The 19,828-nt window shown below is 68.7% G+C and carries 18 protein-coding genes and 1 tRNA gene; 5 read left to right on the forward strand and 14 right to left on the reverse strand.

The features are described from left to right. Positions 1 to 9: 9 nt before the first annotated feature. The 6 genes from aspT (ABT004_RS25060) to ABT004_RS25085 form a co-directional block, all read right to left on the reverse strand. Positions 10 to 1,713: an aspartate-alanine antiporter gene (aspT, locus tag ABT004_RS25060; RefSeq protein WP_351340956.1), complete on the reverse strand. Its 1,704-nt coding sequence runs from the start codon at positions 1,711 to 1,713 to the stop codon at positions 10 to 12. 16 nt (positions 1,714 to 1,729) lie between these two features. Next, positions 1,730 to 3,406, reverse strand: a complete 1,677-nt coding sequence (gene aspT, locus ABT004_RS25065; protein WP_351340959.1) for an aspartate-alanine antiporter — start codon at positions 3,404 to 3,406, stop codon at positions 1,730 to 1,732. Between the two features lie 107 nt (positions 3,407 to 3,513). Then, complete coding sequence (locus ABT004_RS25070; RefSeq protein ID WP_351340961.1) at positions 3,514 to 4,965, reverse strand: GH1 family beta-glucosidase; 1,452 nt, start codon at positions 4,963 to 4,965, stop codon at positions 3,514 to 3,516. A 163-nt stretch (positions 4,966 to 5,128) separates the two neighbouring features. Further along, positions 5,129 to 6,040: a carbohydrate ABC transporter permease gene (locus tag ABT004_RS25075; RefSeq protein WP_351340964.1), complete on the reverse strand. Its 912-nt coding sequence runs from the start codon at positions 6,038 to 6,040 to the stop codon at positions 5,129 to 5,131. Next, positions 6,037 to 7,071, reverse strand: a complete 1,035-nt coding sequence (locus ABT004_RS25080; RefSeq protein WP_351340967.1) for a carbohydrate ABC transporter permease — start codon at positions 7,069 to 7,071, stop codon at positions 6,037 to 6,039. Before ABT004_RS25080 ends, ABT004_RS25075 begins: the two co-directional genes overlap by 4 nt. Next, positions 7,068 to 8,396 (reverse strand): ABC transporter substrate-binding protein, encoded by a 1,329-nt coding sequence (locus ABT004_RS25085; RefSeq protein ID WP_351340969.1) that lies wholly within the window; start codon positions 8,394 to 8,396, stop codon positions 7,068 to 7,070. Before ABT004_RS25085 ends, ABT004_RS25080 begins: the two co-directional genes overlap by 4 nt. A gap of 269 nt (positions 8,397 to 8,665) precedes the next feature. Between ABT004_RS25085 and ABT004_RS25090 the strand changes: the two genes are divergently transcribed. Continuing rightward, positions 8,666 to 9,721 carry a LacI family DNA-binding transcriptional regulator gene (locus ABT004_RS25090; RefSeq protein ID WP_351340972.1) on the forward strand — a complete coding sequence of 352 codons (1,056 nt, stop codon included), beginning with the start codon at positions 8,666 to 8,668 and terminating at the stop codon, positions 9,719 to 9,721. A 71-nt stretch (positions 9,722 to 9,792) separates the two neighbouring features. On the opposite strand, the gene ABT004_RS25095 is transcribed toward ABT004_RS25090, so the two are convergent. Beyond that, positions 9,793 to 9,918, reverse strand: coding sequence for a hypothetical protein (locus ABT004_RS25095; RefSeq protein WP_351340975.1), 126 nt, complete (start codon positions 9,916 to 9,918; stop codon positions 9,793 to 9,795). 15 nt (positions 9,919 to 9,933) lie between these two features. Continuing rightward, a complete protein-coding gene (locus ABT004_RS25100; RefSeq protein WP_351340977.1) occupies positions 9,934 to 10,437 on the reverse strand; it encodes a glycine-rich domain-containing protein in 504 nt (167 codons plus the stop codon). 66 nt (positions 10,438 to 10,503) lie between these two features. Between ABT004_RS25100 and ABT004_RS25105 the strand changes: the two genes are divergently transcribed. Then, the gene (locus ABT004_RS25105; protein ID WP_502966965.1) at positions 10,504 to 11,172 is read left to right on the forward strand and encodes an NsdA family TPR-like regulatory protein; all 669 of its coding nucleotides are present in this window, start codon (positions 10,504 to 10,506) and stop codon (positions 11,170 to 11,172) included. A gap of 44 nt (positions 11,173 to 11,216) precedes the next feature. Continuing rightward, positions 11,217 to 11,765, forward strand: a complete 549-nt coding sequence (locus ABT004_RS25110) for an NUDIX hydrolase (RefSeq protein WP_351340981.1) — start codon at positions 11,217 to 11,219, stop codon at positions 11,763 to 11,765. A 96-nt stretch (positions 11,766 to 11,861) separates the two neighbouring features. On the opposite strand, the gene ABT004_RS25115 is transcribed toward ABT004_RS25110, so the two are convergent. From ABT004_RS25115 to ABT004_RS25130, 4 genes are all read right to left on the reverse strand, one after another. Next, positions 11,862 to 11,934, reverse strand: a tRNA-His gene (locus ABT004_RS25115). Between the two features lie 122 nt (positions 11,935 to 12,056). Then, positions 12,057 to 12,659 (reverse strand): oligoribonuclease, encoded by a 603-nt coding sequence (orn, locus tag ABT004_RS25120; RefSeq protein ID WP_351340984.1) that lies wholly within the window; start codon positions 12,657 to 12,659, stop codon positions 12,057 to 12,059. Positions 12,660 to 12,738: 79 nt separating this feature from the next. Further along, a complete protein-coding gene (locus ABT004_RS25125; protein ID WP_351340986.1) occupies positions 12,739 to 13,956 on the reverse strand; it encodes a helix-turn-helix domain-containing protein in 1,218 nt (405 codons plus the stop codon). A gap of 398 nt (positions 13,957 to 14,354) precedes the next feature. Continuing rightward, entirely contained in the window at positions 14,355 to 14,663 is a 309-nt protein-coding gene (locus ABT004_RS25130) for a hypothetical protein (protein WP_351341006.1), read from the reverse strand. A 360-nt stretch (positions 14,664 to 15,023) separates the two neighbouring features. Here ABT004_RS25130 and ABT004_RS25135 point away from each other — a divergent pair, with 360 nt between their 5' ends. Beyond that, the gene (locus ABT004_RS25135) at positions 15,024 to 15,548 is read left to right on the forward strand and encodes a universal stress protein (protein WP_351340989.1); all 525 of its coding nucleotides are present in this window, start codon (positions 15,024 to 15,026) and stop codon (positions 15,546 to 15,548) included. Between the two features lie 287 nt (positions 15,549 to 15,835). On the opposite strand, the gene glmS is transcribed toward ABT004_RS25135, so the two are convergent. Then, positions 15,836 to 17,653, reverse strand: a complete 1,818-nt coding sequence (gene glmS, locus ABT004_RS25140; protein ID WP_351340991.1) for a glutamine--fructose-6-phosphate transaminase (isomerizing) — start codon at positions 17,651 to 17,653, stop codon at positions 15,836 to 15,838. Positions 17,654 to 17,670: 17 nt separating this feature from the next. Continuing rightward, entirely contained in the window at positions 17,671 to 17,928 is a 258-nt protein-coding gene (locus ABT004_RS25145) for a hypothetical protein (protein WP_351340994.1), read from the reverse strand. Positions 17,929 to 18,129: 201 nt separating this feature from the next. Here ABT004_RS25145 and ABT004_RS25150 point away from each other — a divergent pair, with 201 nt between their 5' ends. Next, entirely contained in the window at positions 18,130 to 19,713 is a 1,584-nt protein-coding gene (locus ABT004_RS25150) for a purple acid phosphatase family protein (protein WP_351340997.1), read from the forward strand. Positions 19,714 to 19,828 lie beyond the last annotated feature (115 nt).

Consider the following 19,828-nt stretch of genomic DNA (forward strand, 5'->3'; position numbering starts at 1 on the left):
TGTGGGGGCTCAGTGTTGGAGGAGAACGATCACGGCGCCCCAGATGGTGAGGAGCACATTGCCGACGGCGTACGGGATCGTGTAGCCGAGGGTCGGCACCTGCGAGCGGGAGGCCTCGTTGATCGCGCCGATCGCCGCGGTGGTCGTCTGGCCGCCGGCGAGGACGCCCATCAGGATCGGGAAGCGGATCTTCTGCACGTAGTGGCCGAACAGGAAGCCGACGATCAGCGGGACGACGGTGGCGACCGCGCCGAAGACCAGCAGGCCCCAACCGGCTTCGGAGAGGCCGGAGGTGAAGCTCGGGCCCGCGTTGATGCCGACGATCGCGACGAACATGCACAGGCCGAGCGTGTCCATGAACCACTGGGCGCCCGGCGGCACATTGCCGTACGTCGGATACTTGCCGCGGATGTAGCCGAAGACGAGGCCCATGATCAGCGCGCCACCGGAGGTGGACAGGGAGATCGGGACGCCGGACACGGTCAGCGCCGGGATGCCCAGGCAGCCGCCGAGGAAGATGCCGAGGCCCACCCAGACCATGTCGGTGGCGAACGAGGTCGGCACCGGCTTGCCGAGCGCCGCGCCGGCCGGGTCCACGAGGCGCTTGGGCCCGGTGAGGACGAGTGTGTCGCCGCGCTCGACCTTGGTGGAGAGGCGGTACGGGAACTCGGCGCCCGAGCGGTAGATCTTGTCGATGTAGACGCCGACCATGAACGGCTCGCGCCGCAACTCGGATACGGGTCTGCCGAGTTGGGCCTTCTCCGACGCCACGACGTGCAGCGACTCCGTCTGGTAGCCGAGCAGCTCCACATCGTCGGTCTCCATGCCGATGTGGGTGCGGGCGTCGTAGTCGACGAGCGAGCCGCGCAGCGCGCTCACCGCGACGACGTCGCCCTCGCGGAGCACCGTCTGCTGGGAGTGGTCGAGGATCTGGCCGTCCCGGCGCACCCGCGTGAGGTAGATGCGGTGGCCGAGCTCCCGCTGCTGGTTCTCGAAGTCCTCGATGCTGCGGCCGATGATGTCGGGGCGCTGGATGGTGTAGGCGCGGAGCACGACCTCGTAGTAGCCCTCGGCGAGGTCCGGGTCGCCTCCGGGCGCGTCCAACTCCTTTGCCATCAGCGCGGATTCGGCCGCCAGGTCCTTTTTGTAGAGCCTCGGCAGGATGTTCGCGAGCAGCATCGCGCACAGGATCGTGCCGAGCGGATACGTCACCGCGTAGCCGATCGCCACGAAGTTCGCCTCGCTCTTGGCCGCCGAGGCGGACAGGCCCGGCAGGGTGCCGATGGCGTCCTGCGCGACACCGATCACCGCGGACTGGGTGAGCGCGCCGCCGAGGAGTCCGGCCGAGAGCCCGGGACCGTAGCCGAGCATCGCGGCGAAGACCCAGCAGATCAGCAGGCCGGACACGCAGACCACGACGGCGTTGAGCACCTGCGGCAGGCCGTCCGTTTTGAGGCCGCGGAAGAACTGCGGGCCGACCTTGTAGCCGAGGGCGAACAGGAACATGATGAAGAACAGGCTCTTCACCGTGCCGTTGATCTCGACCCCGGTCCAGGCGCCGAGCAGCAGGCCCGCGATGAGGCAGCCGGTGACGGCGCCGAGCGCGATGGCCTTGTAGCGGACCTTCCCGAGCAGGAAGCCGAAGGCGACCGTAAGGAAGACCAGGAGTTCCGGATAGGGCTGGAAGATGTTCCGGTTGAGGAAGTCGATCACGCCGGGGACCGCCCTCTCAGTGTCCGAGGATGCCGACGAGCACGGGGCCGGTCAGCGGGAGCAGGAAGTTGGAGAGGGCGTACGTGATCGTGTAGCCGAGCATCGGCACGGACGACTGCGCCACCTGGGTGACGGCGGTGATCGCGGGGGTCGAGCACTGCTGCCCCGCGATGGCACCGATCAGGAGCGGTTTCTCGATCTTGAGCAGCTTGCGCCCGACGACCAGTGAGACCGTCGCGGGGATCAGCACCATGGCGATCCCGGCGAACGGGAGCAGCGCCCCGTACTCCTTGATCAGCGGCCAGGCCTGTGGCCCGGAGACGAGGCCGGTGCAGGCGATGAAGACCGCGAGCCCCATGTCCTTGATGGTCGACGCGGCCTGCGGAGGGAACGCGCCGAAGGTCTGCGAGCGTGAGCGGAACCAGCCGAAGAGCAGACCGGAGATCAGGCAGCCGCCGCCGGTGCCGAGCGACATCGGGATGTCGCCGAACTCCACCACGACCTGCCCGAGCAGTGAACCGGCCGCGATACCGAGCCCCAGATAGATGAAGTCGGTGGCATCGTTCTTGACGACCGAGCCGATCCGCGCGACCAACTTGTTCAGACCGGAGCGCGCGCCCACCAGGGTCAGCACGTCGCCCCGGGCCAGGGTCGTGTCGCCGTTGGCGGGCATGTCCTGGTCGCCGCGGCTGATGTCGGTGACGTAGACGCCGTCTCGGTAGAACTCGGGGTGCTCCTGCTGCAGCTCGTCGATGGACTTCCCTTCCAGGGCCTTGTCGGTGACCGACACCTGGCGGGAGGCGAGCGGCGAGTCGAGCCCCGGCACGCCCGGCGTCTCGGGCCCGACGATCCGGCCCGCGTCGATCACGTTCGCCCGGCGGCCGACCAGGAGCACCAGGTCGGAGAGGGTGAGCTCCAGACCGGGCGCGACGTCGAGGACCTTGCTGCCGCGCTTGACCGCCTCGATGGTGACCCGCTCGCCGAGCGAGGACCGCAGGTCGTCGACCGTACGGCCGTCAGCGGTGGTCACCAGATAGGTGCGGCCGACCATGCCCGGCAGAGCGGGGCGCTCGTCCGACTCCAGGCTGCCGCGGCTGCGCGTCTTCTCCCACAGCTCGCGGGCGGCGTCGCGCAGGTTGATGCGCATCATCATCGGCATGATCTGGCTCGTGTAGAGCACGATCGTGATCAGTCCGAAGAGATAGCAGACCGTGTACGCGGTGGCGACGTTGCCCTGGTACTCGGTGATCTGGGCGGCGCTGAGGTTGCCGAGCTTGCCGATGGACTCGGTGGCCGTGCCGACCACGGCGGACTCGGTGGCGGCGCCGGCCAGGATGCCGGACGCTGTGCCGACGTCCAGGTCGAACCAGTTCGCCAGGCCGAGCGCGATGCCGATGACACAGACCAGCTCGATGCCGCACAGCACGAAGAAGCGCAGGCTCTTCTTGTTGAGGTTGCGGAAGAACTGCGGCCCGGCCATATAGCCGAGCGCGAAGATGAACAGCGCGAAGAACACGGTCTTCACGTCGTCGGAGACATGGGCCTTGGTCCAGGCCCCGAGCAGCAGCGAGACGATCAGCGTCCCGCAGATGCCGCCCAACGTCAGCGGCCCCACGCGCAGCTTCCCCACGAGGTAGCCGAGCGCGAGGCTTACGAACAGGACGAGTTCGGGATGGTCCTTGAGGACACCCATGGCGCCTCAGGACCGTTCATATCGGTAAGTAGCGTGCATAGGCGAAAAATAAGGGCAGGTGTGTGCCGCTGCCACGCGGCACACACCTGCCCACTGCCCGCCGGGGGTCAGGATTCGGCGGGCAGCCCCCCGTTGCGCGCGACCTGGGAGTACCAGGTGGCGCTGGACTTCGGGATGCGCTCCTGCGTCTCGTAGTCGACGTACACGGCGCCGAACCGCTTGCCGTATCCGTAGGCCCACTCGAAGTTGTCGAGCAGCGACCAGAGGAAGTAACCGCGGACGTCGGCGCCCTGCTCGATGGCGTCGTGGACGGCGGCGAGGTGGGCGTGCAGATAGCGGACGCGGTCCGGGTCGTGCACTCGGCCCTCGGCGTCGACGACGTCCTCGTACGCGGCCCCGTTCTCGGTCACGTAGAGCGGGATGTTCGGTGCCTGCGCGGTGTAGTCGAGGAGCAGGTCCGTGAGACCCGTCGGGTCCACGGGCCAGTCCATCGCGGTGAGTTCGCCCGACGCGCGGTGGAAGACGACATCGTCGGCGCCCGGCCACGGGGCGTGCTCGCTGGCGCCGTGCCCGTCGAGGCGCGGGCCGTCCTGGTCGGAGCGGGGGGCCGAGACGACCGCCGGCGTGTAGTAGTTCAGGCCGATGAAGTCGAGCGGCTGGTGGATCGCCGCGGTGTCCCCGTCCCGCACGAACGACCAGTCCGTGATGGCCGCGGTGTCGGTGATCAGGTCGCGCGGGTAGGCGCCCTTCAGCAGCGGCCCGGTGAAGACCCGGTTCGCGAGCGCGTCGATCCGGCGCCGGGCGTCGAGGTCGGCGGGGGCGTCGGTGAGGGCCCGCACCACGCTCGGGTTCAGGCTGATACCGACCTTGGCGCGGGCCGGCAACACGTCACGCAGGGCCGAACTGGCAAGCCCGTGACCGAGGTTGAGGTGGTGCGCCGCGCGCAGGGCGGCCGCCGGATCCGTCCGCCCGGGGGCGTGCACCCCGGAGGCGTAGCCCAAAAAGGCGCTGCACCAGGGCTCGTTGAGGGTCACCCAGCTCTCGACGCGATCGCCGAGCGCCTCGCCGACGAGCCCCGCGTACTCCGCGAACCGGTACGCGGTGTCCCGCTCGGGCCAGCCGCCCGCGTTCTCCAACTCCTGGGGCAGATCCCAGTGGTAGAGCGTCGCCACGGGCTTGATCCCGTTCGCGAGCAGCTCATCGACGAGCCCCCGGTAGAAGTCGAGCCCACGCTGCACGGCGGGCCCGCGCCCGGTCGGCTGCACCCGCGGCCACGCCACGGAGAACCGGTACGCGGTGAGCCCCAGATCGGCCATCAGCCGCACGTCGTCGCGCCACCGGTGGTAGTGGTCCACGGCGACGTCCCCTGTGTCGCCGTTCAGCACCTTCCCCGGCGTATGGCTGAACGTGTCCCAGATCGACGCCGTCCGCCCGTCCTCCCGCACGGCCCCCTCAATCTGATACGAGGCAGTGGCCGCCCCCCACAGAAACCCTTCGGGAAACCGGGTATGGACAGGAGCGGTGGCGAGGATGGGACCGGTGTTGTTCGTGGTGGTCATAGGAGCGCTCCCATGGTGAGTAATGAGGCCGCATTCTGCGGACGGCCGATCAACGAGTGGGCAATTCAAGCCCCGCCGGCGATTGAGGCGCGGGGTCCGGGGCAGAGCCCCGCGACGTAGGACCGGACGGGGCGCAACAGAAACGCCCCGCCCACCCCCGTGGTCACCCCTTGACCGCCCCCTGCATAATCCCGCCCACAATCTGCTTCCCGAACAGCAGAAACGCGACGAGCAACGGCAACGTCCCCAACAACGCCCCCGCCATGATCACCGAATCATCGGGGATGTACCCCGTCCCCAACGCGTTCAGGGCGACTTGAACCGTCGGATTCTCCTGGTTGAGGGCGATGATCGGCCACAGGAAGTCGTTCCAGGCCATGACGAACGTCAGCAGCCCCAGCACGGCCATCGCGGGCCGCGCGGCCGGGAACACGACATGCCACACCACCCGGAGACTGCTCGCCCCGTCGACCCGCGCCGCCTCGATGAGCTCGCTCGGCAGCGCCTGCACCAGGTACTGCCGCATGAAGAACGTACCGAAGGCGGAGACGAGGGTCGGCAGGATGACCGTCTGCAACTGGTTGGCCCAGCCGAGGTCCGACATCCACAAGTACAGCGGTACGACGGCCAGTTGCGGCGGAATCATCATCGTGCCGATGGTCATGAGCAGCAGCGTCGTCGAGAACCGGAAGCGCAGCTTGGCGAAGGCGAACCCGGCGAGCGTGGAGAACAGCACCGTACCGACGGTGATGGCCGACGCGACGAGGATGCTGTTCCACATCGCGGTGCCCATGCCGGCCTGGTTCCAGGCGGTCTCCAGGTTCTTGAACAGGTTCCCGCCGAACCAGAACGGCGGCGGCGTCTGCGCGAGCCGCTCGTTGGTGCGCGAGGCCGCGATCGCCGTCCACACCAGCGGGGCCAGCGAGATCACGGCGAACACGATCAGCGCGACGTAGGTGACGGGCCCCGCGTGCAGCTGCTTGCCCGCGCCCAGGACGCGAAAGCGCTTCGGCGGCCCGGCGTCCTCGACCGGCAGCGGCGCTGCGGGCGGCGTTTCGCTGTTGGTGATGGTCATTGGGTCTTCCTCAGCCGTCGGGTGATCAGCATGTTGACCGCGGCGACGATCAGCAGAATCAGGAACATCGACCAGGCGATCGCGGACGCCTTGCCGAGGTTGCCGACGATCCAGCCCTGGTCGTACATGTACAGACCGAGCGTCTGGTACTGGTGCTCGGAGCCGCCCTTGGTGCCGCTGACCCCACCGAACAGCAGGGGCTCACCGAAGAGTTGAGTGGCGCCGATGGTGGAGACGACGATCGTGAACAAGATCGTCGGACGCAGCATCGGGACGGTCACGTGCCGGAACTGCTGCCAGCGGTTCGCCCCGTCCAGGGCCGCCGACTCGTACAGGTCGGCCGGGATGGCCTGCATCGCCGCCAGGTAGATCAGCGCGTTGTAGCCGGTCCACCGCCAGATCACGATCGACGACACGGCGAACTGTGAACCCCAGGTGGATTCACGCCAGTTGATCGGGTCGATGCCGAACAGGTCGAGGACCCAGTTGACCATCCCGTTGTCGGGGGAGAACAGCAGCACGAAGACGAGCGTCGCCGCCGCCACCGAGGTCGCGTACGGGGTGAGCATGACGACGCGCCAGACGGTCGAGCCGCGCAGCCGGTAGTTGAGCATGTGGGCGAGCCAGATCGCCACGATCAACTGCGGCACGGTGGCGATCACACCGATGGTGAACGTGTTCCCGAGGGCGTTCCAGAAGAACTCCGAGTCGAACAGGTTCTTGTAGTTGTCCAGGCCCGCCCACGTCTGGCTGTCGAGGGAGGACAGCTGCACGTTGTGCAGGGAGTACCACGCGGTGTAGAGCAGCGGCACCAGCGAGAAGGCGCCGAAGATGATGAAGAAGGGGGAGATGAACGCGTACGGGGACGCCTTCATGTCCCAGCGGTACAGCCGGCTGCGCCAGGAGGAGGTGCCCGGCGGCGGAGTGCCGCGACCCTGAGCGCCCCGGGCCGCGCCCGACTCCTTGGTGGAGTCGGACGCGGCGTCGGCGCTCGACGCGTCGTGCGCGAGAGCCTCGTTGGAGCTGGTCACTGGCCGAGCACGTCCTTGACTTCCTTGGTGGCCGCGTCCCAGCCCTGCTCGGGCGACTTGCCCTTCTGCTCGACCTGGAGGATGCCGGTGTCGGTGATTCCGGTGTTGATCGGCTGGTCCTTGATGCCGAAGATCTGCACCGGGATGGTCTTCGCCGAGTCGGAGAAGATCTGGGTGAGCGGCGCGTCCGAGAAGTACTTCGTGGTCTCGGCCTTGGGCTTCAGGGTCTCGTACGCCGACGGGGTCGACGGGAAGCTGGCCTGCTTGGCGAAGACCTTCGCCTGCTGCGCGGGAGCGGTCAGCCACTTCGCCAGGGCGATGGCCTCCTTCTGGTGCTTGCTCGCGGTCGGCACGCCGATGAACGAGCCGCCCCAGTTGGCCGCGGTCGGCGCCGCCGCCACGTCCCACTGGCCCTCACCGGACTTGCCGGACTTCTCCTGGATGTAGCCGATCATCCAGGCCGGGCAGGCGACGGTGGCGAACTTGGCGTTGGCGAAGCCCTGGTCCCAGGGCTTGTCGAACTGCTTCAGCTTCGCCGACATGTCACTGGTCGCCACGTCCATCGCCGCGTTCCAGGAGTCCTTCACGCCCTGGGACTTGTCCCAGATGACGTTGCCGCTCTTGTCGTAGTAGCGGTCCTTCGCGCCACCGAGCGCCGCGTTGTAGACGGAGGCGGCCGAGTCCACGAACTTCGTGCCGCTCGGCGCCTTCTTCATGTAGTCCTTGCCGACGTCGGTGTACTTCGACCAGTCGCCCTTCCACATCTCGGCGAGCTTGGTGCGGTCGGTCGGCAGGCCGGCCTTCTTGAAGAGGTCCTTGCGGTAGCAGATCGCCATCGGGCCGACGTCCGTGCCGAGCGCGATCAGCTTGCCGTCCTTGCTGGTGGCCTGCTTGTTCTTCCAGTCCAGCCACTGCGACTTGTCGACCTCCTTGCCCAGGTCGACGAACTTCGCGGCCTGCGTCTGCACGGCCTCGGTGATGTTGCCGATCTCAATGGCCTGGATGTCGTCCGTGCCGGAACCGGCCTGCAGGCGCGTGAGCGTCTTGGGCCAGTAGACGTCGGTCCTGGTGGTGACGTTTTCCTTGATGGTGACGTTCTTGTGCAGCTTCATGTATTCGTCGTAGAGCCCGGCCTGCTTGTAACCGAACGTACCGAAGGTGCCGACGGTCAGCGTGGTGGCGCCCTGCTTGCCGCCGGAACCCCCGGCGTCTCCGGAGCCATCGTCGCCGTCATCGGCCGCGCAGCCGGCAAGCAGCCCTGTGGCCAGGGCGGCGACGACCGCGAAGGTCATCGCGCGACGGGACGTACGGGCAGTCGTGCGCATTGCGTCCTCCAAGTGCTCATGTGCTCTTGATGCTGAGACCTGCAGACCCCGGCCAACTGCCAATTGCTGTACTGGGCCCGTTCGTTCACTTGCGGCTCGGGCGGGGAACGTGCGGCTTCTGTATGCGTCCACTAGGGTGGGAGCGCTCCCACTCGTGATGAGTTGAAGGGTCGTCGCTCGAACCCGGGGTGTCAAGACACTCGGCGGCGACAAGTTCGTGCGGTTATCGGGCTGTTAGATTCCGCTCAAGATCTGGGGAGGTAGGAGTCATGGTGGCTCACGGCACGCACAGCAGGCGCCCGACGCTCGAGGAGGTCGCGGCCAGGGCGGGCGTCGGCCGGGGCACGGTCTCCCGCGTCATCAACGGATCGCCGCGGGTCAGCGACCACACCCGCGCCGCGGTGGAGGAGGCCGTCGCCGAGCTCGGCTACGTACCGAACACGGCGGCCCGTGCCCTCGCGGCCAACCGCTCGGACTCCATAGCCGTGGTGGTTCCGGAGGCCGAGTCCCGGTTCTTCTCCGAGCCGTACTTCTCCGGCATGGTCGGCGGCGTCGGCCTGGCCCTCGCCGAGACCAACCTCCAGCTGTTGCTCACCTTCGCCCGCGGCGAGCGCGAACAGGACCGGCTCGCCACCTACCTCACCGCCCACCGCGTGGACGGCGTCCTGCTGGTCTCGGTGCACTCCGACGACCCGCTCGCGGACCGCCTCATGCAGATGGACATCCCGACCGTGATCAGCGGCCCCCGCTCCGCGGACGAGCCACTGCCCTCGGTCGACACCGACAACTACGCGGGCGCCCGCTCCGCCGTCGAGCACCTGGTCGCCCGCGGCCGCCGCTCCGTCGCGATCATCACGGGCCCGCTCGACGTGTACGGGGCCCAGCGCCGCCTCGTCGGCTACCAGGACGAGCTGGCCGCGAGCGGGATCTCCTACGACGAGAAGCTGGTGACCTACGGGGACTTCACGGAGGAGGGCGGCCGCCGCTGCATGGCGGAACTCCTGGAGCGCGGCACCGGCCTCGACGCGGTCTTCGCCTGCTCCGACCTGATGGCCTCCGGCGCCCGCCAGGTGCTGCGCGAGGCGGGCCGCCGCATCCCCGACGACGTCTCCCTGGTCGGCTTCGACGACTCGGTCATCGCCCGCCACATGGAGCCCGGCCTCACCAGCGTGCGCCAGCCCACCCTGGACATGGGCCGCGCGATGACGGAACTCCTGCTCGACGAGATCGCCCTCGCCGCCCAGGGCAAGCGCTCCTCCGTCCGCCGGGGCACGCAGCGCCACCTGGTACTCCCGTCGGAACTGGTGGTCCGCGCCTCGTCGTAGACACGCCGCCGTGCCCCTGTCGACGCATGGAGAGGCGCCCGGCTCTATGCGAACCGGGCACCTGCAAGGGCTCAGCCCTTGGTGGGGATCACGAAACCCCTGACGGGCTTCGGTTCCGGGTCACGCGACGCCGGCTGCTGCGTGCGCTTCCACGCCGCGACCAGCTCCGCGTATCGGGGGTCGATCCACTCGGCCATGCGTCGCCTCCGCCATCACCCTACGGGCGCGGTGGGTGGCTGGGGAGTGGGCATGGGGCGGATCGTGCACTCGGGGGCATGCTGACATTTCGCCGCCACCGACACGAGTGTCTCGTCGGAAGGTGGCCCCCACAGCTCGGCGTCCGCCTCCCACCCGAGCGCCGCGATGTTCGCCCGCGTGCGGTTGAGGATCTCCGGGTCGTAGTTCGTGGGGTCGTAGCCCGGGTAGTGGTGGACGAACTCGCCGAGCCGTTCGCACAGTTCGGCGTACGGCGCGCTGTGCAACAGGAGTGCGTGCCATCCCTCGTCGACGATGCGCGACGGTGCGAGCCCGGTGCCCGGGTTCTTTGCGCAGGCGGTCACGAACTTCAGCGCCTCCTCGACGATGCGGCCGGCCATCTCGCCGGGCATGTCCGCGTTGGCATCCAGTACGGTCCCGCGGCAGCTCTCGAAGACCGTGTCGGGGACGAGTATGCGGGCGATGACCGGGACAGGGCCGGGGTTCGGGGGGGCGGGCATGGGCTGGGGCTCATCCGGTGTGCTCACGGTAATCTCCGTGTGTGAGAAGGAAGTTGGCCCGCCTGGTTGGGGGCTGCCGGTCTCGACGAGCGTGGCGACGGCCGCCACCGTGCACAGGTCGCCGGGGTACCGGGGCGGCACGTTCCAGTAGGAGCCGGGCGGGCGTTTCCTGCCGAGGCGAGGCACCCCGAGGTAGTTGCCGGTGTTGAGGAGGACGGTTCCCGCATGGCCGGACACGCGATCTCACCCGCGCTCGCCTGCGACCTCAACGCCATGCAGGCCAAGGCCTTCGCCCGCATGGGAGATCACGGTGGCGCCCGCCGTGCGATCCGTCACACCGAGACGGCGGCGGGGCTCATCCGGCTCGACGAGGAGCCCGCGGAGACCGGATACGTTCAGCCGGGTCTCCTGGAGAACGCGCTCGCCGACACCCTCATGCGACTCGGTGACAACGGGCCCGCTCAGCGTTATGCAGCAGAGGCAGTAGAGATCCACGCGCATGCGCGCGGCCGGGTGCACAGGCTCGCCACCCTCGCCGACTGCGAGCTGCGCGCCGGCGGGGTCGACCAGGCGGCAGGTACCGCGGAGCGGATGCTCGACACCGTGCAGGGCATGGAGTCCCACCGCCTGTACGACCGTCTCGCCGGCGTACGGCGCAGTCTGGCGACAACCCGGAGCGCTTCCGTGCGCGAGGTCGTCGGCCGCATCGACGACACCCTCCGCATTCCGCTGTAGCCGGTGTGGCCGGATGGAAGGCGTACCCGACGAGAGGCGGCAGCGTGTCAGTGTGGCGGAATCTCGGCGAGCGCACCGTGTACGAGAACAAGTGGTGCACCGTGAACATGGCCGACGTCGAGCTCCCTGACGGCAGGCACCTCGACCACACGGTGATCCGGCTCCGGCCCGTCGCGGTCGCCACGGTCGTCAACGAGGCGAACGAGGTGCTGCTCCTGTGGCGACACCGGTTCATCACCGATGCGTGGGGGTACGAATTGCCCTCCGGGGGCACCGGCGAGGGTGAGGATCCCGCCGTCGCGGCGGCCCGCGAGTTCGAGGAAGAGACCGGATGGCGGCCGGGCCCGATGCGGCTGCTCCTCGCGGTCGACCCCATGCCGGGAATCTCTACCTCGCACCACCGCGTGTACTGGTCGGACGCGGCCGAGCAGGTCCGGGAGATCCCGCAGGACGACTTCGAGTCTTCGCGCCGTGAGTGGGTGCCGCTGGAGAAGGTGCCGGCACTCATCGCGCGCGGGGAGATCAGGTCGGCGAACGCGGTGGCCGCCCTCCTGCTGCTGCACGGGCAGCGGTGCGGTGGCCTTCCGGCATGACGCCGGTGGCCTGCGACGGCAGGTCCCGATGTTCCCACGGACGCGAGCACGAAAAAGGCCCGGCCTGCTTTCGCAGGTCGGGCCTTGATCATTCAGGGTGAGTGACGGGACTTGAACCCGCGGCCACCTGGACCACAACCAGGTGCTCTACCAACTGAGCTACACCCACCATGTCCGGTCGTTTGTCTTTCTTCGGACCGGCCGAGAAAAAGTGTACAGGGTCCGGAGGGGTGCTCGCGCACACCTTTTCCCGAGGGGGTCCGGACCCCGTACACAGGGGCTTACGAGGGGTTATTCCGCAGGCAGGACGTGCTTCGCCGCGATCGACTTCGCGGTGTCCGAGTCCGGTCCGGGCTGTGGGACGAAGACCGCCTCACGGTAGTAGCGCAGCTCGACGATGGAGTCGCGGATGTCGGCGAGCGCCCGGTGGTTGCCGTTCTTGTCCGGACTGTTGAAGTACGCCCTCGGGTACCAGCGCCTGGCGAGCTCCTTGACCGAGGACACATCGACGATCCGGTAGTGGAGGTAGTCCTCCAGCGTCGGCATGTCACGCAGCAGGAATCCGCGGTCGGTACCGACCGAGTTCCCGCAGAGCGGGGCCTTGCCCGCGTCCTTGACGTGCTCACGTACGTAGGAGAGGACCTGCTCCTCGGCGTCCGCGAGCGTCGTGCCGCCCGCAAGCTCGTCGAGGAGACCCGAGGCGGTGTGCATGTTGCGCACCACCTCGGGCATTGTCTCCAGGGCCTCGTCCGGCGGGCGGATCACGATGTCCACACCGTCGCCGAGTACGTTCAGCTCCGAATCGGTGACCAGTGCGGCCACCTCGATGAGCGCGTCGTTCGCCAGCGAGAGACCGGTCATCTCGCAGTCGATCCACACCATGCGATCGTTCATGCGCCCAACCCTACGGGTCCGACCTTCCCACTGGCAGACGACGGTCGTCGGCTCCTGCTCCCGGCGCCGTGTTCCGGGGCTACAAAGCCGTGCGCGGGCCGGGCAGTCCCGAGTGGCCCGTGGGCATCGAGGCCGCGTGCGGGCCGAGCGCGGTCGCGGCCGCGGTGCGCCGGGACTGCGCGGGGACCGGCGTCCCCTCGGCGCCGGGCATGCCCGTGAGCTCGACCGTCCTGTCGGGCTTCTCGGGTTTTCCGTGGTTCCCCTGGCCGTCGCCCGACTGCGGCCTGCGCGCCCGGTACGCCGCCCGGTACGCGGCCGGGGACGAGCCCAGCTGGCGCCGGAAGTGCCCGCGCAGCGCGACGGGGGAGCGGAAGCCGCAGCGGCCCGCCACCTCGTCGACCGAGTAGTCGGACGTCTCCAGGAGCCGCTGCGCCTGCAGCACCCGCTGCGTGATCAGCCACTGGAGCGGGGCGGACCCCGTCAGCGACCGGAAGCGGCGGTCGAAGGTGCGTCGGCTCATATAGGCGCGGGCGGCCAGCGTCTCCACGTCGAACTGCTCGTGGAGGTGCTCCAGGGCCCAGGCGACGACCTCGGCCAGCGGGTCCGCGCCGATCTCCTCCGGTAAAGACCGGTCGAGGTAGCGCTCCTGGCCGCCGCTGCGGCGCGGTGGGACCACCAGACGGCGGGCGAGCGCTCCGGCCGCCTCGTTGCCGTGGTCCGTGCGCACGATGTGCAGACACAGGTCTATTCCGGCCGCGGTGCCGGCGCTCGTCAGTACGTCGCCGTCGTCCACGAAGAGCTCGCGCGGGTCCACATGGACCGACGGATAGCGCTTGGCGAGGGTCGGTGCGTACATCCAGTGCGTGGTCGCCGGACGGCCGTCCAGCAGGCCCGCCGCGGCGAGCACGAAGGCTCCCGTGCACAGGCCGACGATGCGTGCGCCCTCTTCGTGGGCGCGGCGCAGGGCGTCCAACGCCTCCTCCGGTGGCGGAGAAGTGATGGACCGCCAGGCGGGCACGACGACCGTGCCCGCTCGCGATATCGCCTCGAGTCCGTGCGGCGCGGTGAGTTCGAGTCCCCCCGTGGTCCTCAGGGGCCCGTCTTCGCCGGAGCACACGAGCAATCGATAGCGCGGAACTCCCGCGTCCTGCCGGTCGATGCCGAACACGGAGAGTGGAATGGAACTCTCGAAGATGGGTCCGCCGCTGAACAGCAGCACCGCGACGATCTCTCGTCGACGGCGCCCCGACAGCTTGCGAGCCGCCGCCTCCGGCGCGGTGGTGGCGTCGTGGCTCATGCTGCTAAGCCCCCCTCGGTGATCCCGGCTCCCTCAATATTTTGACGGGTTGTTCGCTCCTGCACGTTTCCCCTCGGTGATGCACGAAGTCCCCCGCCGCCTTCAGATCGACAGTCATGATCGAATCTACTGCGTCCCATGGTGCCGTCGTGACCAGTTAAGAACCTGACAGATTGTCGACAAGGCAACTTGGCGTGAAGCAGTCGATCACGAAGCGTCGCACTCAGGGGCGTTGCTGGGAAGTGGGCCTCAACTCCGTGGCCGGTCCCCGTAGGGCGGAAGCGCTTTTCGTCGCGGTTTCCGCCCTGGTGGCAAGGGGGTTGGAGGAGGTGAAACGCAAGGGAAGGTCCGCTGGCCCAAGTTGGCTGAAAATTATCGGAGCGCCGCGTTGAAACCGGTCAGCCAACGGGCGTATCCCACCCGGCCGGGCGCGTGTCGTCCTGTGCGTCATGTCCGGCCCCGCCGCTCCCGTCACCATGCGCCCGGCATTGTTCACTGTGCAACTGTGCAGCCCCGCGCTCCGACTGTCCATGGAGTACGCGGCACGCCGCGGTGATCGCGGCCAGACCCAGGGCGGCGCCGCCGGCGCCCGCGGCGGAGGAGCCGTACCAGACGAGCACGAGCGGCACCAGGACGCAGCTGAACGCGGCCCAGCGTGCGGGCAGGGGCGCGTCGGGGCGGGCCGGGACGCCCCGACGCTGGGCGATGGTCGGTCCGGGCACTGCGCGCTCCCCTGTGTCGTTCGGTACGCGAGTTCAACGCCGCCGACCGACCGGGGTCACTGGGTCGAAGGACGGCGGACGCCCAGTTGAGTGCGCAATCCGCCTGTACGGGGCAGCAACCATTGCCATACGGTCGGCCCTCGTGCATGCTCCCCTGAACGTGGCGGAGCGAGACCATCGACGAACGAAGGCGCGGCTCTGGGCTCGGACGCAGAGTCTGGGCAGAGAAGGAGTGTCGCCGTACCCTTGGGGGTATGGGGTTGGGAAGATGATTCCCGGACACAGCTCCGCCGATCAGTTTTCGTCCCCTCTTTTGAGGCCCACGAGGTACACGCCGAGACACTCATGGCCGGTCACGAAATCCCTGAACCCGCGGACCGCAAGCGGCAGGTCGCCGATCCCACGGCGACGCCCCGAGCGGCGGAAGAGACACGTCAAGCCTGTGACCCCGCGTTCAAGCACGGGGTCGTCGTCGGTTTCGACGGCTCGACATCGAGCGAGCGGGCCCTCGCGTACTCGATCGGCATGGCCCATCGTTCGGGCTCGGGTCTGATCATCGTCCATGTGGCCAACCGGCTGCCCACCACGGTGTGGGCGGGCTGTGAACCGCCCGTGTTCGTGGACGTGCCGGATCACCGGACGGAAGTCCTGGGGCTCGAGCTCGCCTGTGCGGAGTATCTGTCCGAGGTGCCCTGGATCCTCGTCGAGCGTGGTGGCGACATCTGCCACGAGCTGGAGGAGGTCGGGCACGAGTACTCGGCCGACGCCATCGTCGTGGGGTCGACCCACGGGCTCGTCGGGCGGCTCTTCGGCTCGGTCGCGGGTCGGCTGGCGCGGCGGGCGCAGCGGCCTGTCATCGTCATTCCGTAGTCGGTGCGCAAGTCCCGCTCGGGGGAGTGTGGTTGACGGCGCGTCGTTGGATAAATCTACTGCCGCGTAGAGGTGCTTTGTGCCCTTGTGAAGGGTAAATACGGGGTGCCGGGCAGTGGGCCAAGGGGCGGGGCAATGGGCGGCCCCGGCCCTCTCGGAACGGGCCCCGTGCGCATGGTGGCGCGTACGGGGCCCGTTTGGCGGGTTTTTGTTGCGCGGCGGCGGGGTTGCGGTTGCGGGGCTCTGCCCCGGACCCCGCGCCTCAATCGCCGGCGGGGCTTATCCGCCTACTCGACCGTCACGGACTTGGCCAGGTTGCGGGGCTTGTCGATGTCGCGGCCGAGGGTCAAGGCCGTGTGGTAGGCGAGGAGTTGAAGGGGGATGCCCATCAGGATCGGGTCCAGCTCGTCCTCGTTCTTCGGGACGACGATCGTGTGGTCGGCCTTCTCCTGCTCCTGGTGGGCGACCGCCAGGATGCGGCCGGAGCGGGCCTTGATCTCCTCCATCGCGGCGCGGTTCTTTTCGAGGAGGTCGTCGTCCGGGACGATCGCGACCGTGGGGAGGGCCGGCTCGATGAGGGCCAGCGGGCCGTGCTTCAACTCCGAGGCCGGGTAGGCCTCCGCGTGGATGTACGAGACCTCCTTGAGCTTCAGGGACGCCTCGCGGGCCACCGGGTAGCCCCGGACGCGGCCGATGAACATCATCGAGCGGGCGTCCGCGTACTCCTCGGCGATCTTCTTGATCTCCGCCTCCTGGGCGAGGATCTCGGTGATCTGGGCGGGCAGCTTGCGCAGGCCCTCGATGATGCGCTTGCCGTCGGCGACCGAGAGGTCGCGGATGCGGCCCAGGTGGAGGGCCAGGAGGGCGAAGGCGACTGTCGTGTTCGTGAAGCACTTCGTCGAGACGACGCAGACCTCCGGGCCCGCGTGGACGTACACGCCCGCGTCCGACTCGCGGGCGATCGCCGAGCCGACGACGTTGACCACGCCGAAGACCCGCGCGCCCTTGCGCTTCAGCTCCTGGACCGCCGCGAGGACGTCGTACGTCTCGCCCGACTGGGAGACCGCGATGTAGAGGGTGTCGGGGTCCACGACCGCGTTGCGGTAGCGGAACTCGGAGGCCGGCTCGGCGTCCGCGGGGATGCGGGCCAACTCCTCGATCAACTGGGCGCCGATCAGGCCCGCGTGGTACGAGGTGCCGCAGCCGAGGATCTTCACGCGGCGGACCGTGCGGGCCTCGCGGGCGTCCAGGTTGAGGCCGCCCAGGTGCACGGTGGAGAAGCGGTCGTCGATGCGGCCGCGCAGCACGCGGTCCACGGCGTCGGCCTGCTCGGAGATCTCCTTGTGCATGTACGTGTCGTGGTCGCCCATGTCGAACGAGGCGGCCTCGAGGTCCACGGTGGTCGGCTCGTTGGCGGTGCGGGTGCCGGCCGTGGTGTACGTACGGAAGTCGTCGGCCTTGAGCGTGGCCATCTCGCCGTCGTCGAGCGTGACGATCTGGCGGGTGTGGGTGATCAGTGCGGCGATGTCGGAGGCGACGAACATCTCCTTGTCGCCGATGCCGAGGACGACCGGCGAGCCGTTGCGCGCGACCACGATGCGGTCCGGGAAGTCGGCGTGCACGACGGCGATGCCGTACGTGCCCTCGACCAGGTGCAGCGCCTCGCGGACCTTGTCCTCGAGCTCGGTGAGCTGGGAGCGGGCGATGAGGTGGGTGAGGACCTCGGTGTCCGTCTCGGAGAGGAACTCGACGCCCTCGGCGACCAGCTTGGCGCGCAGGTCCGAGGCGTTGTCGATGATGCCGTTGTGGACGATCGCGACCTTGTCGTCGGACGACATGTGCGGGTGCGCGTTGTGGTCGGAGGGGGCTCCGTGCGTGGCCCAGCGGGTGTGGGCGATGCCGGTGGTGCCCTTGAAACGGGCCGGAACCTTCGCCTCCAGGTCACGCACCCGGCCCTTGGCCTTGACCATCTTCAGGCCGGTGGCCTTGGGGCTGGTGATGACGACTCCCGCGGAGTCGTAACCGCGGTACTCCAGGCGCTGCAGTCCTTCGAGAAGGAGCGGCGCTACGTCACGCTTGCCGATGTAACCGACGATTCCGCACATAAGTAGAGAAATTCCCCTCAGCCGTAAACGATGCGGCGCAGCTGGCGGAGGGAGAGCTCCGGCGGCGACACCGCCCGGTAGCGCAGATCCGCCAGGATCCGCTCGAAGATCTCCGCGTTCACCAGGCCCTGACCCTGGAGTTCGCGGTGCCGGCGGCGGACGTAGTCCTCCGTCGGCTCGTCGAAGTATGCGAGCACGTCCTGGACCACCCGCAGCGCCTCGCCCCGGCTCAGGGCGGTGCTGCGCGTCAGGTGATCGACAAGTTCCTCGTGCACGCAGCCGATCCTCGGGGTTGCGGGTCGGTTTCGCAAGAAATCTGCCCGATATCGGGCAAGAATTCGCTCGGGTGGTCGTCGGGTGCGGTTGCGGGGCTCTGCCCCGGGCCCCGCGCCTCAATCGCCGGCGGGGCTCAATCGTGTGGTCGCGTTCATCCGGAGTATTCCTGGTGGATAGGTGGTTCGGACATCTTTCCGGGCATGGACATTCCACGTATGGGCGTACCCGCCGAGCTCGCCGACCGGCCCCTCGCCGAGCAGCACGAGTATCTGCGCAGCCGGTTCTCCCGCCGCACCATGATGCGCGGCGGCGCCGTCACGCTCGGCGCGATTGCGGGCGGTGTGTTCGTGCCGGGTGCCGCGAGCGCCGCTCCGGCGAGGTCGGCGGCGGCCCCGGCCGTCACGGAGGCCGTCGACGGGGCGCTGGTCGCGCCCTTCGGGCGGCACCTCTCGTACGGCGACGACGCGCGCACCGCGATGACCGTGTCCTGGCAGGTGCCGGTCGCGGTCAAGGACCCGTTCATCAGGGTCGGGTCGAGCGCCGGTGAGCTGTCGCGGAGGATCCCGGCGGAGCTGCGGGCGCTGTACACCCCGGCGGGCGTCGGTACGAGCGCCGACCACACCCAGTACTACGTGCACGCGAAGCTGACCCACCTCAAGCCCGGCAGGACGTACTACTACGGGGTCGGGCACCGGGGCTTCGATCCGGCGTCGCCGAGGTTCGCGGGGACCATCGGGACGTTCACGACCGCTCCGGCCCGTTCGCAGCCGTTCACCTTCACCGCCTTCGGCGATCAGGGCGTCAGCTACCACGCGCTCGCCAACGACAGCCTGATCCTCGCGCAGGGCCCGGCCTTCCACCTGCACGCGGGCGACATCGCGTACGCGGACCCCTCCGGGCAGGGGAAGACGACGGACACGTTCGACGCGCGCACCTGGGACCAGTTCCTCGCGCAGACGGAGACCGTCGCCAAGTCCGTGCCGTGGATGGTGTCGTACGGCAATCACGACATGGAGGCCTGGTACTCGCCGAACGGGTACGGGAGCCAGGAGGCCCGGTTCGCGCCGCCGACGAACGGGCCCGACCCGAAGAACCTGCCGGGCGCGTACTCCTTCGTGCACGGCAACACGGCCGTCGTCTCGCTCGACGCGAACGATGTCTCGTACGAGATCCCGGCGAATCTCGGCGTGAGTGGGGGGACCCAAACCACGTGGTTCGAACGGCAGTTGAGGAAGTTCCGGGCCGCCGGGTCCGGGATCGACTTCGTTGTGGTGTTCTTCCACCACTGCGCCTACTGCACCGCCACCGCGCACGCCTCGGAGGGGGGTGTGCGCAAGGAGTGGGTGCCGCTGTTCGAGAAGTACACCGTCGACCTTGTGATCAACGGGCACAACCACGTCTACGAGCGGACGGATGTGCTGAAGGGGGACAAGGTCACCAAGGAGCTGCCGATCGGGGGGACGGCGTATCCGGAGACGGATGGCGTCGTGTACGTCACCGCTGGGGCGGCGGGTAAGGGGCTCTACGAGTTCCCGGTCGAGGATTCGTACGAGGGGCACGAGAAGGTCGTCGATCCGTTCGCGTCGTATGTGACGCAGGACGGGGGTGGGAAGAAGGCGGTAACCGTGGACTGGTCGCGGGTGCGGTACACCAACTATTCGTTCCTGCGGGTGGATGTGGAGCCGGCGTCTGTGGGGCGGATGGCGAGGCTCACCGTGCGGGGGCTTGCGGAGACGGGGGCGGAGGTGGACCGGTTCGTGGTGGCGCGGAAGGTGCGGGCCTAGTAGCTGGTCACGGCCACGGGGCTCCGCCCCGGACCCCGCGCCTCAATCGCCGGCGGGGCTTGGTCTTTTAAGCCCCTGCGGCGATTGAGCAGCGGGGTACGGGGCAGAGCCCCGA

The organism is Streptomyces sp. NPDC002790 (genome assembly GCF_040295505.1).
Lineage (GTDB): Bacteria > Actinomycetota > Actinomycetes > Streptomycetales > Streptomycetaceae > Streptomyces.